The sequence below is a fragment of the Domibacillus aminovorans genome (assembly GCF_001643235.1).
Classification (GTDB): Bacteria; Bacillota; Bacilli; order Bacillales; family Domibacillaceae; genus Domibacillus; species Domibacillus aminovorans.
Window position 1 is genome coordinate 1 of sequence record NZ_LQWY01000033.1, and the last position, 10,948, is coordinate 10,948.

The window sequence follows — 10,948 nt, forward strand, 5'->3', positions numbered from 1 at the left end:
TTCACACGATTGAAGAGGGAGTCTTCTGTCGGAAAATGATAAATTTGAAGATTCTATCCGTAAAGGTGTTGCAAAGCTTTTGGATGCAATGATTGAGGGGCACGAATTGGATTTTGCCTCTGTTGAAGGATTAGTTTATCGATTTGATCGGAAGGAAACCTGGTTCGACATTCAAGGTTCAATCCAGGCCAACGTTGATGAAGATACATTTAATACTGAATTTCTAAGTTGGATTGAATCTAAAGGCTGGTTATTTTCTGGTATTACAAAACCGCAGGAATAAACCGAGGAGGAGTGAAAATGTTATTCGGGTTAGATTTCTTAACAGACGTATTTAAAGGACTTCTGCAATTGGCAGGATTTATGCTTGTATCTTTCGTCGTTGGCTTTTTGCTTGGAGCATGGATTTTTTAATAAACAGTTCGACCAAAAGGAGGATTTTAGGTGACTGTATACTTTAGCGAAGGAAGATGCGGGTATTGTTTGAAAAATAAAAAAGTAGTGAAATTCGAGTCTCCGATGGAAAACAGGGGGTTATGCCGCTCTTGCTTAAAAGAACTATCCGAACATAAGTGTTTCAAATGATTAGCCAACAATACGACCAGATGGAGAACAAAAAGGAGGGAAAATAATGGCGGAATCAGCATTTAAAGGGACAGTTTTAGAAGGTCGAGAAAGACGGTATACGGTTACTAATGAAAAAGATATTGAAAAATACGTTCCGAAACCACTGAAAGAAAAACTAGATATTGTTATGGATGGTGTGAGTGCTTGGGTAGAGGATGGGCGAGTAAGAGATGGGAAAAAACCTTACAACTCATACATCGTAATAAATGTTGATGAGCCTTATGCCAATGAAGTAATTGAAATTATGGAACGCCACGGGCACTGGAATTAATCAAACAGTACGTTTAAAAGGAGTGTTAGCAGTGATCAAACCAGCTATTAATCTCACACGCGAAGAATATTTTTCATTCAAAGAAGAGGGATTAACAGATAAACAGATTGTCAGTCGGATTAATGAAAAGATACATCGTTTAGCGGCATGGAAAAAAGAAAACATCACAGAAAAAGAAAGCCGGCGCACAATGATTAAGCGGCAGCATGGCAAAAGCACCTTTAAACCACCTGTTCAGAGCATGAATAAAGTCCACGAATGGAAAATGACAGAAGAAGAGCGGCTTGCATACATTGAGAAGCATCCGATCCGGCCGACTAAACGAACAAAACAGCAGCCTTTTGCGGATATAGGTGGATACGGTGAACGCCGGAAAAAGAGGGTGGATTGATCATGGAATACACGTGGCTTGGTAAAAAAGGAATAGTTGAAGTGAAAGAAAAGTATTCAGGTGTTTATGAAGCATGGATCATCGCGGATGGACAAACGTATTATGTCGCGGGAATTGAACAACGTGAAGATGAGAGATATACGGCTATAGCGGACGGTTACTTTTGGACGGCCGATACAACGGAAGAGGCATTAATGCCGCTACTTAAAACACAGGAAGAAAAAGCTGCACGACGTATGGCTAATATCGAAAAGATGGAGAGGTCAGCTGCCAGTCGGAAAAAGAAAAAGCAAGAAGAAGCGGAAAGAAGAGAGGCTTTTATGTAACAACATCTTATTTTCTCAGGAGGGAGCGGCATGGAAATAGGGGATTGGGTTCAGATGCGATTTCTCGGGTGCGCGGTTCTTGGATATGTCACAAAGATTTATCACGGACAAGGTGTGTTTTCTGTTCGGAAAATAGCTCAGGTTGACAAAGACGGCAAAGCAGAATACTTCAACAAAGAAACTTACGGGAAATATGGTATGAGCCAAGCAGAGTACGTGGCAGCAGGCTTGTTTCCAGAGGACCATGCCAGCATGATTGATCTGGCATTAATGACAAAGGATAAAGAATGGTTCGAGAATCTTATGAAAAAGGCATCTGTTCGTTTATATATAAGCTAAATACAGTTAATGTATAATTCAAATATAAATAGATTTTAATTAGCAGTCAACAAAACGCACGTTCTGTTAAAAGGAAGGGTGTGATGAGGCATGGAGATCATCAAGAACTATGCCGATTTAATTCGGCAGATTGATGTCATCGATCTTGAAATCCAAATGTTAGAAGTGGACCGAGACTACTGGTATGGTAGAAACTTTGGTGTAGAAGGAATGCTGCCATTCATTGGACGCGGCGCATCAGAGTTTGGCATTGAAGCGGCCGCTCGCAACACGGATCGGATCAACGAGAAATTAAATGCGTTGAACGAAATGAGAGAATTCTTTCTTGAGATAAAAGAAGAGATAGAAGATAACGTGAATGCACTAAATGGGCTGCCGTATCGAATAGCGAAAATGCGATTTATTGAGAATAAGTCTTACAAAGAAATTGCAGATGAATTAGGGTACACGTATGGTTACATTCGCAAAGTTGTCTCTACTGCAAATAAAGAACGTTATGAACGCAATGAGCAAAACCAGATCCAATTGTCCAAATGAAGTTAAAAAAGGTAACAAAGAAGGAACAACATTGTAAACAATCCAAGTATATACTGTAAGTAAGCCAATTTCATACGATTGCGTGAATGAGTATCCTCCTTTTTCACCCTGTCACTTATGTGTCGGGGTCTTTTATATCTTGTAAACTAGATCTGATGTAGATGCAAAGCTACTGAATAGCGAAGTATATGTATAACAGATTTGGTTTAGAGGGTGTATCCTCAGACATTCGCCTTTCACGCGACCTGTCGAAATGCTGCACGGTGGCGGAATAGGTAGACGCGGGCTGTTGCGGATTCTGCGGGAATCGGGCCGGATGTAGGATGACAAGCGTCTATCCATGCAAGGTGCAAATCCTTGCCCGTGTATATGCGCGAAATGCGTGATTGTTAGGCCAGGGCAATAAACGCCGTAATTGGCACTCTTGTTCATAGAGGGGCAATCATTGAACCGCAGAATAGCGCACATTACGCTTGTTCACTCTGCTTCTTGCGTGCTACGCATGAAATGAAGGAGTGAGGGGCGATTGAGTCGTCTGTCGTATAAATGTGGCAGGCGTCTAATATGGGCCCAATTATGGGTAGGAACGGCACTCACTTATGTGGGTGCTTTTTTCTAATATCTAAATAAAGGGAAGTGAATAGATATGCAATTAGAAATAAAAACATCACACGGACAAACATTTGTTGAAGAAGTTGCCGATTATAATGCTGCAACATTAGCTAATGAGTTAAATGATATAACAAATCGTAAGACAGTGTTCGCAATCGGGAACATTGTGCTGAATCGAAATGCTATTGTCTACATTGCACCAGTGGGAGCGGCAACAACAGGAGAGCAAGCATAATGCTACAGCATACGGCAGAGGCGAAGCGATTCTATAAGAGCAAGGCATGGCGTAAGTGTCGTGATGCTTACTTCATGTCTCGGTATGGATTGTGTGAGCGATGTCAGCAACCTGGACTCATTGTCCATCACAAAGTTTATATTGATGCGCAGAATATAAACGATGCAACTGTCACGTTGAATCACGATAACCTCGAGCTCGTCTGTCAGCCTTGTCATAACCGTGAGCATTTTGGTGGAGTGGAAGCGGTACGCGATGATGTTATGTTCGATAGTAATGGAGATTTAATCAAGAGATGAATTTTAAAAATAAAATTCAAATCCCCCCGGTTCGAAAAAGGAAATAAAGCCTGTCGGGACCGGAGGAGGGCCTTCGGTGAACGCGCAGGTTGCCCTATAGGGGGGTGTGGTATCACTGGAACGGAATGAGGTGAGGGCGTGGAAAATGCCGATGAAAATTATGATGTTATGGAGCAACTTGCAAAGGTTGAAGAAGAGAATGCGAAACTTGAGCGGATTGAGCAACAGAAGCGAATACTTAGGCGACAATTCACAAAGCTTGATGCAAAGATGAAAAAAACGGCTGCGTCTCTCATTGAGAACGCGGCTTTTATGATTGTAACGCTTGAGGATTTACAAGCAGAGATTAACCGGCATGGTGCAGTGAGCACATATCAGAATGGCGAGAATCAGTGGGGTACTAAAAAGAGCCCGGAAGTTGAAATCTACAATACGATGATTAAAAACCATATGACGATCATGAAGCAGTTGACGGATCTTTTGCCGAAACAACCGATCAACAATAAAGAGGGCGATGGCTTCGAAGAGTTTGTGAATGATCGATGAGAAAACGATATCCGTTAACATATAACCCGATCATTGAATACCACGAACAGATTGAAGCGGGTACTGTCACCGTCGGCAAAAAAGTGAGGCTTATTTATAAAAAACTAGTTGCCGATTTGCATGATACGGAATCCATTTATGAGTACGATGCAAAAAGGGCCAATCATGCGATCGAATTCATAGAAAACTTTTGCAAACATTCAAAAGGTAAATGGGGCGGCAAACCAATTGAATTGGAATTGTGGCAAAAAGCGGCGCTTGCTGCAACGTTTGGTTTTATTCATACGATCGATGGCACTCGGAAATACCGGGAACTGCTACTGGTTGTCGCTCGGAAAAACGGAAAGTCTACTTTGTCGGCCGGCATCGGATTATATTTACAGGTTGCGGACGGAGAGCCGGGTGCAGAAGTATATGCAGTTGCGACAAAACGAGATCAAGCAAAGATCGTTTGGCTGGATGCGAAACGGATGGTTAAAAAATCCCCAACGCTTTTAAAACGGATAAAACCTCTTGTAGCTGAAATGGTATGTGAATGGAACGACAGTACTTTTAAACCTCTCGGGTCCGATAGCGAAACGCTCGATGGATTGAACGTTCACGGCGCGATGATGGATGAAATACATGCTTGGAAAGACAAGAATCTTTATGATGTTGTCGTTGATGGTACGTCAGCACGGGAGCAACCGTTGATCGTTATGATCACGACGGCCGGAACGATACGTGAATCCGTTTATGATATGAAATATGAAGAAGCGGAAAAAGTATTGAATGGTTTTGATGATCCGGATGGTTATAAAGATGACCGGTTCCTCCCGATCGTCTATGAATTAGACGAACGAAAAGAATGGACCGATGAAAAAGCGTGGGTGAAAGCGAATCCGGGACTTGGAACTATTAAAAAGGTGGACCAGTTAAAAACAAAAGTAAATAAAGCGAAAGCAAATGCGCTTCTCGTAAAGAACTTGCTGACAAAAGATTTTAATGTGCCGGAAACCTCAACAGAAGCATGGCTGCCATTCGAAGACATCGTGAATCCAGCAATATTCAATATGGAAATGGTTCGCGGTTGCTATGCAGTCGGTGGTGTGGACTTATCCTCTACAACCGATTTAACATGCGCCACATTAATTATGATGCGGCCGGATAGCGATGAAAAATACGTTCTTCAACAGTATTTTATTCCGTATCAGCACGCTGAACGAAAAATCCAAGAAGATAAGGTGCCTTACGACATTTGGGAAGAAAAAGGTCTTGTCACCTTTACGAAAGGACATAAGGTCGATTATAGCCAAGTGACTGCCTGGTTCATGAAAATGATCACAGAATACGATATTCATCCGTTATGGATCGGATATGACAGCTGGAATTCACAATACTGGACGCAGGAAATGCAGGATCAAGGTTTTACGATGAAGGAAGTTCGGCAGGGCGCCAAAACAATGTCACAGCCGATGAAATTGCTTGGAGCTGAGTTGCAATCCAAAACGATTAATTATAACAACAATCTATTATTAAAATGGTGCTTAACAAATACGTCAATTAAGACAGATGAAAATGAAAATATACGTCCAGTAAAAGGACTTAGTCAAAAGCAGCGGATCGATGGAGCAGTCAGCTTGCTGATCGCATACGTTGTGCTACAAGAAAACTACAGTGACTATATGGCGATGGTGTAAACGTCAAAGCTGAAAGGCGGTGAGTGAATGAAGAAAGAAAAGCGCAGCATTTGGGACAAGCTGTTTGGCGTAGAGCCAGCACCAATCAAAAATGAGACACAATTTCAGTTGATGAATGGATTTATTCCTTCTTTTCATGCGTTCGGAAACGATCCGTACGCATCAGACATTGTACGCGGCGCAATACACGCTATCTCCTCAAATACGGCAAAGCTAAAGCCAAAGCACATCCGACGTAAAGATGGCGAAATTGAGCATGTAAGCGGGCATATTGAGCGTCTGCTTACATTGCGACCAAATCAATTCATGAGCGCCTATGATTTTATTTATAAGATCGTTACGCAATTGTATTTACACAATAATGCATTTGTTTATATTAATTATGGGTCAGATGGTCGGATCGAAGGGTTTTATCCAGTTGATGCATCTAGCATGGAGCTCGTCGAATCCGGTTCTGTCTTGTATGTAAAGTTTCAATTTGCAAACGGAAAAAAACTGGCATCTGAATACGAAAACTTTATTCATTTACGGCGGTTTTTCGCGAAGTCTGATATGTTCGGTGAAAACAACGAAGCGATGCTGCCAACACTTGAATTAATCAAGACGACCGATGAAGGTATTGTTAACGCCGTGAAATCATCGGCTTTTTTGCGTGGTTTGTTAAAGTTCCAAGCGATGTTAAAAGGTGAGGATTTGAAAAAGAACCGTGACTCATTCGTCCAAGACTATCTGGATGTGACAAACAACGGTGGGATTGCAGCGATCGATAGCAAAGCCGACTATATCGAATTGAAAAATGATCCGAAAATGGTAGACAGTAAGCAGATGGAAGCCATTGAGCTAAAGGTTTATAAATACTTTGGCATTAACAAAGAGATTGTCACCAGCTCTTACACCGAAGATCAATGGAATGCGTTTTACGAATCGGTTATTGAGCCGATCGCTATTCAATTGAGTCTGGAATTTTCTCATAAGCTTTTCACGGATCGAGAGCAAGGGTTTGGAAATGAAATTATTTTCGAAGCGAATCGCCTACAGTACGCATCCAACGTAACGAAAATCAATATGGTCCGTGATTTGATGCCACTTGGCATACTTTCGAAAAATGAGGCCCGTGAAATCTTTAATCTATCTTCGATTGAAGGCGGCGATGAATTCGTACAGACATTAAATGTTGTGAATGCCGCGAAAGCGGACCAGTATCAGAACGTTAATAAAGGGTCTGATCCACCGAAAGGAGGTGAGACGAATGACGAAGAAGTTGATGGAGACGGTGACTGAACTACGCGATATGCCTAGTTTGTCCGTTGAAATTCGGGAAGAAGCCGGCGGTTCTGCAACGGTGGCCGGGTACGCCGTGAAATGGGAAATGAAGTCTCACCCACTTGGATGGGATTCTTTCCGTGAGCAGTTTAGACGTGGCGCCTTTACCGAATCACTCGGAAAGGACAATCAATTTGCTTTATGGTCACATGACACTCGGACAATATTAGGAAGCAAGGATAATGGGACGCTTCGCCTTTACGAAGATGACATCGGTTTGCGTTTCGAACTGGATCTTCCAGATACACCGAATGGACAAAATGCATACGGTGCAATTAAACGAGGCGATGTAAAAGGCGTGTCGTTTGGTTTTCGTGCAAAAAAACAGGAATGGGATGAACGAGATCCGGATAATATCATCCGAACAATCACGCAGGCCGATTTATTTGAAATTAGCCCTGTTGCATTTCCTGCTTATCCAGATAGCGGCGTAGCGGCTCGAAGTAATGATCCATTCCAACAATACCTGAATGAAAGAAAGCAGGCACAGGAAGCGGAATTGCGCCAGCGATTAATTGCCTTCACATATTTATAAAAATTTAAGGAGTGACACTGATGAATAAACGATTGAAAGAAATTTTGCAGCGGAAACAAGAAATCCGTACTGCGTTGCAAGGGGACGAACAAATAGATTTAAAAGCTATGGAAGAGGAACTGCGTGGGCTTGATGAAGAGCAGAAAGAAATTGAAAAGCGCCAGGAAATTGCAAAAGGAATTGCTACAGGTGAAATTGAGGGGCGTGAAATTCCCAATCCACTTCATGACGACGGTGAAAAAAAACCTGAAATCCGCTCAATGAAATGGGACGCGGCTATCGAGACAGAGGAGTATCGAACAGCTTGGGCAAAAGATATGATAGGGCAGTCATTGAGTGATGAAGAACGCGAAACGCTTGATCGAGTGAATGACGAATATCGTGCATTCACTCATAACACGACAAACACTCAAATTTTAATTCCGAAAACAATTGCTGCAGGTATTTGGAAACGTGCGGAAGAACAGTATCCTTTATGGGCAGACGTTCGCAAATTGCGTGTAACTGGCAATCTAACAATGATTAAATCTGACAACAATTCCGTTAATGCTAAATGGTATGACGAACCTACAATCGTTGATACAGATCAACTTGGTTTCGGTCAGCTTGAATTGACAGGCTGCGAGCTTGCAAAAGCCATCCAAGTTACGTGGAAACTTCGTAAAATGGCACTTCCGGAATTCGAAGCATACATCACGCGTGAAATCGGAGATCGTATGGGTATTTCCCTTTCTACAGCGGTTTATGTGGGGAAAGGAAAGCCAGGTGTTGGTGATACATTCAAACCGGAACCGCGCGGAATCAAAACGGTTCTTTCTGCAGAGGCATCTACACCGCAAATCAAAGAGTATGTTGTTGCAGATGGCGTGAAATTCACGGATCTTACAGGTGTTATGGCAGCGATCCACTCATCTTATGTGAATGGTGCAACCATTTATGCAAACAATGCAACGATTTGGAATTTGCTTGCGAATATTGTGGATGGTCAAGGGCGTCCGATGTTTATGGCTGATGTAATGGCTGGCGGCGTTGGTCGCATTTTCGGTCGTACGATCAAAGCTGACGCATCTATTCCAGAAGGTGAAATCCTTGTCGGTAATGTAAACGCGGGCTACCTTGCGAACATTAATGAAGACATTACAATGTATCGTGAAGAGCATGTGCGTGAGCGCCTAACTGACTATATGGGTTATGCGATTGTGGATGGTGATGTAGTTGATTCGAAAGCGTTCGTTATCTTGCAAGCTGAATAAGGTGGCGATTGATTATGTTGGATGATGTGAAGCTTGCGCTGCGTATTTCGAACACCGCATTTGATAGCGAAATTAATGATTTAATATCGGCAGCAGAAGCAGATTTGCGAATAGCGGGAGTGCATTTTGAGAGTAGTTCGGGCGATGCTTTAATCAAACGAGCTGTCATCACATATTGTAAAGCCAATTTTGGTTATGACAATCCGGATGCCGACAGGTTCAAAGATTCTTATATTATGCTCAAGCAACATTTAAGCCTGGCAGGTGATTATCGTGAGTCGATGGTCTGAAGTTATTAAATTTGTAAAAGTCGAACAGACCACTGATGATGATGGTTTTCCTGTCACAACAGAAACGGTTGGCGACAATGTATTCGCTAATAAAAAATCAGTCCGAAGTGCGGAATTTTATCAGGCTGCACAACAGGGATTTGAATTACAAGTTATGTTTGAAGTCCGTTCTATCGATTATAACGATGAACGGATTTTGCTTTGGTGTGAAAAGAAATATGAAATTGTCCGTACCTATGAAAAAACTGACATCATAGAATTAGTTTGCAGGATATTTGATGGGGTGAGAGCATGAACCTTGATGGCATGGATCAACTCATCTCAAGGATTAATCGGTTAGCGAATGCAGATCAATATAAGGCGCGGGCGCTTGATAAGGCAGCAGAGCACATGCAGCAGAAAATTGCCGAAAATACGCCGAGGTCGGCAAGAAATAAAAATCATGCTGCAGACAACGTGATCGTCACAAAAGTGGGTGATAGGCGTTTAATTGGATACGACAAAGATAACTTTTACATGCAGATGCTTGAGTTAGGTACATCAAAAATAACGGCCCGGCCCACTGTAGCGCCAACGTTTGAAAATGAAATTGATCGTGCGAAAAGAATTATGACTGAAGAAATACAGAGGGGGCTGGGGCTGTGAACAAAGTGGTTATTGATGCATTGAAAAATGTTGGCGCTCCGGTCTCATTTCAAGAATATACAGGATCGGCAACTACTTATATTACGTTCTTTTTTTACAATGAAAAAGGCGTATTTCACGCAGAAAATGAAGAACTAGCAACCGGACATAGTTTGCAAGTGGATATTTGGTCAACTGGTAATTATTCAAGTTTAGTAAAAGAGGTAAAAACTCGTATGAATGCAACGGGATTTACCCGAACATTTGCAGCAGATTTATATGAAGAACCATCGGGATCTACACAAAAAGCAAGAATATTTCATAAAGCTTTAAGATTCCGATACACAGAATTTGTTTAACTAATATTTATAAAAAACAATTAAGGGAGCGATAGAATATGTCAGTATCAATTGGCTTAAAAGACTTACATGTAGCAAAATTACTTACAGATAAAAAAGGTGTCGGTGCAACATATGATACTCCAGTCAGTTTAGGTCGAGCTATTTCAGGGACTATTACACCGGCGACTAATATGGCTGTGCTTTATGCAGATGACGGCCCTGCAGAAACAGGGTCATCAATTGGTGGTATCGAAGTAGCGTTTAACATTGATGATTTAACGACTGAAATTCAAATGCTACTTCTAGGCAATGAAAAGGATACAAAAGGCGGAGTTGTCTCTAAAACGACAGATGAAGCGCCATACGTTGCAGTTGGTTATGAAATCACGCGTAATGACGGAAAATCACATTTTGTATGGCTTTATAAGGGTATGTTCCAGGAGACAGAAGCAAATCATCAAACAAAAGGCGAGAACGTTGAGTTTCAAACACCTACATTAACAGGTCGCTTTATTAAGCGTGACTTTGATGACGCATGGAAATATACATTCCGGAGCGGGGACACTGGCGCTGACGCGGCGTTAGCAGGTAACTTTTTTGATGAAGTTGTGGATCCTGTAGTTACAGCTCCTTAAACACTTGAAACTTACAAAAGCGGGCTGTATAGGTCCGCTTTTTTTATCATTTTCCGACAGAAGACTCCCTCTTCAATCGTGTGAA

General features: G+C 41.9%; 18 protein-coding genes. All 18 read left to right on the plus strand.

Annotated features, from left to right (window positions below; all coding sequences use genetic code 11):
* Window positions 1–79: 79 nt before the first annotated feature.
* Complete coding sequence (locus AWH49_RS11805; RefSeq protein WP_063965866.1) at window positions 80–283, plus strand: hypothetical protein; 204 nt, start codon at window positions 80–82, stop codon at window positions 281–283.
* Between the two features lie 348 nt (window positions 284–631).
* On the plus strand, window positions 632–898 hold the full coding sequence (locus tag AWH49_RS11810) for a hypothetical protein (RefSeq protein ID WP_063965867.1): 267 nt from the start codon (window positions 632–634) through the stop codon (window positions 896–898).
* Window positions 899–929: 31 nt separating this feature from the next.
* A complete protein-coding gene (locus AWH49_RS11815) occupies window positions 930–1,289 on the plus strand; it encodes a hypothetical protein (RefSeq protein WP_063965868.1) in 360 nt (119 codons plus the stop codon).
* A 2-nt stretch (window positions 1,290–1,291) separates the two neighbouring features.
* Window positions 1,292–1,615 (plus strand): hypothetical protein, encoded by a 324-nt coding sequence (locus tag AWH49_RS11820; protein ID WP_063965869.1) that lies wholly within the window; start codon window positions 1,292–1,294, stop codon window positions 1,613–1,615.
* Window positions 1,616–1,645: 30 nt separating this feature from the next.
* Complete coding sequence (locus tag AWH49_RS11825) at window positions 1,646–1,954, plus strand: hypothetical protein (protein ID WP_063965870.1); 309 nt, start codon at window positions 1,646–1,648, stop codon at window positions 1,952–1,954.
* 90 nt (window positions 1,955–2,044) lie between these two features.
* Window positions 2,045–2,491 (plus strand): RNA polymerase sigma factor sigma-70 region 4 domain-containing protein, encoded by a 447-nt coding sequence (locus tag AWH49_RS11830; protein ID WP_063965871.1) that lies wholly within the window; start codon window positions 2,045–2,047, stop codon window positions 2,489–2,491.
* 646 nt (window positions 2,492–3,137) lie between these two features.
* Window positions 3,138–3,338, plus strand: coding sequence for a hypothetical protein (locus AWH49_RS11835; RefSeq protein ID WP_063965872.1), 201 nt, complete (start codon window positions 3,138–3,140; stop codon window positions 3,336–3,338).
* Window positions 3,338–3,637 carry an HNH endonuclease gene (locus tag AWH49_RS11840; protein ID WP_063965873.1) on the plus strand — a complete coding sequence of 100 codons (300 nt, stop codon included), beginning with the start codon at window positions 3,338–3,340 and terminating at the stop codon, window positions 3,635–3,637. Before AWH49_RS11835 ends, AWH49_RS11840 begins: the two co-directional genes overlap by 1 nt.
* Window positions 3,638–3,775: 138 nt before the next feature.
* Entirely contained in the window at window positions 3,776–4,183 is a 408-nt protein-coding gene (locus tag AWH49_RS11845; protein WP_211268399.1) for a hypothetical protein, read from the plus strand.
* Complete coding sequence (locus AWH49_RS11850; protein ID WP_063965874.1) at window positions 4,180–5,862, plus strand: terminase large subunit; 1,683 nt, start codon at window positions 4,180–4,182, stop codon at window positions 5,860–5,862. Before AWH49_RS11845 ends, AWH49_RS11850 begins: the two co-directional genes overlap by 4 nt.
* Before the next feature lie 27 nt (window positions 5,863–5,889).
* The gene (locus AWH49_RS11855; protein WP_063965875.1) at window positions 5,890–7,143 is read left to right on the plus strand and encodes a phage portal protein; all 1,254 of its coding nucleotides are present in this window, start codon (window positions 5,890–5,892) and stop codon (window positions 7,141–7,143) included.
* Window positions 7,112–7,720 (plus strand): HK97 family phage prohead protease, encoded by a 609-nt coding sequence (locus tag AWH49_RS11860; protein ID WP_063965876.1) that lies wholly within the window; start codon window positions 7,112–7,114, stop codon window positions 7,718–7,720. The genes AWH49_RS11855 and AWH49_RS11860 overlap by 32 nt, the downstream gene beginning before the upstream one ends.
* A gap of 20 nt (window positions 7,721–7,740) precedes the next feature.
* A complete protein-coding gene (locus AWH49_RS11865) occupies window positions 7,741–8,973 on the plus strand; it encodes a phage major capsid protein (RefSeq protein ID WP_063965877.1) in 1,233 nt (410 codons plus the stop codon).
* A gap of 11 nt (window positions 8,974–8,984) precedes the next feature.
* Entirely contained in the window at window positions 8,985–9,263 is a 279-nt protein-coding gene (locus AWH49_RS11870) for a head-tail connector protein (RefSeq protein WP_211268400.1), read from the plus strand.
* On the plus strand, window positions 9,247–9,558 hold the full coding sequence (locus AWH49_RS11875; protein ID WP_063965879.1) for a phage head closure protein: 312 nt from the start codon (window positions 9,247–9,249) through the stop codon (window positions 9,556–9,558). The genes AWH49_RS11870 and AWH49_RS11875 overlap by 17 nt, the downstream gene beginning before the upstream one ends.
* Window positions 9,555–9,908 (plus strand): HK97-gp10 family putative phage morphogenesis protein, encoded by a 354-nt coding sequence (locus AWH49_RS11880; RefSeq protein WP_063965880.1) that lies wholly within the window; start codon window positions 9,555–9,557, stop codon window positions 9,906–9,908. Before AWH49_RS11875 ends, AWH49_RS11880 begins: the two co-directional genes overlap by 4 nt.
* On the plus strand, window positions 9,905–10,246 hold the full coding sequence (locus tag AWH49_RS11885) for a hypothetical protein (protein WP_063965881.1): 342 nt from the start codon (window positions 9,905–9,907) through the stop codon (window positions 10,244–10,246). Before AWH49_RS11880 ends, AWH49_RS11885 begins: the two co-directional genes overlap by 4 nt.
* Before the next feature lie 38 nt (window positions 10,247–10,284).
* On the plus strand, window positions 10,285–10,863 hold the full coding sequence (locus AWH49_RS11890; protein WP_063965882.1) for a major tail protein: 579 nt from the start codon (window positions 10,285–10,287) through the stop codon (window positions 10,861–10,863).
* Window positions 10,864–10,948: the final 85 nt, after the last annotated feature.

Bases quoted from the DNA above. Each gene is read 5' to 3' on its own strand.
- AWH49_RS11855 (WP_063965875.1), top strand. From the start codon at position 5,890: ATGAAGAAAGAAAAGCGCAGCATTTGGGACAAGCTGTTTGGCGTAGAG.
- AWH49_RS11825 (WP_063965870.1), top strand. From the start codon at position 1,646: ATGGAAATAGGGGATTGGGTTCAGATGCGATTTCTCGGGTGCGCGGTT.
- AWH49_RS11820 (WP_063965869.1), top strand. From the start codon at position 1,292: ATGGAATACACGTGGCTTGGTAAAAAAGGAATAGTTGAAGTGAAAGAA.
- AWH49_RS11890 (WP_063965882.1), top strand. From the start codon at position 10,285: ATGTCAGTATCAATTGGCTTAAAAGACTTACATGTAGCAAAATTACTT.
- AWH49_RS11810 (WP_063965867.1), top strand. From the start codon at position 632: ATGGCGGAATCAGCATTTAAAGGGACAGTTTTAGAAGGTCGAGAAAGA.
- AWH49_RS11830 (WP_063965871.1), top strand. From the start codon at position 2,045: ATGGAGATCATCAAGAACTATGCCGATTTAATTCGGCAGATTGATGTC.
- AWH49_RS11865 (WP_063965877.1), top strand. From the start codon at position 7,741: ATGAATAAACGATTGAAAGAAATTTTGCAGCGGAAACAAGAAATCCGT.
- AWH49_RS11860 (WP_063965876.1), top strand. From the start codon at position 7,112: ATGACGAAGAAGTTGATGGAGACGGTGACTGAACTACGCGATATGCCT.
- AWH49_RS11850 (WP_063965874.1), top strand. From the start codon at position 4,180: ATGAGAAAACGATATCCGTTAACATATAACCCGATCATTGAATACCAC.
- AWH49_RS11835 (WP_063965872.1), top strand. From the start codon at position 3,138: ATGCAATTAGAAATAAAAACATCACACGGACAAACATTTGTTGAAGAA.
- AWH49_RS11880 (WP_063965880.1), top strand. From the start codon at position 9,555: ATGAACCTTGATGGCATGGATCAACTCATCTCAAGGATTAATCGGTTA.
- AWH49_RS11840 (WP_063965873.1), top strand. From the start codon at position 3,338: ATGCTACAGCATACGGCAGAGGCGAAGCGATTCTATAAGAGCAAGGCA.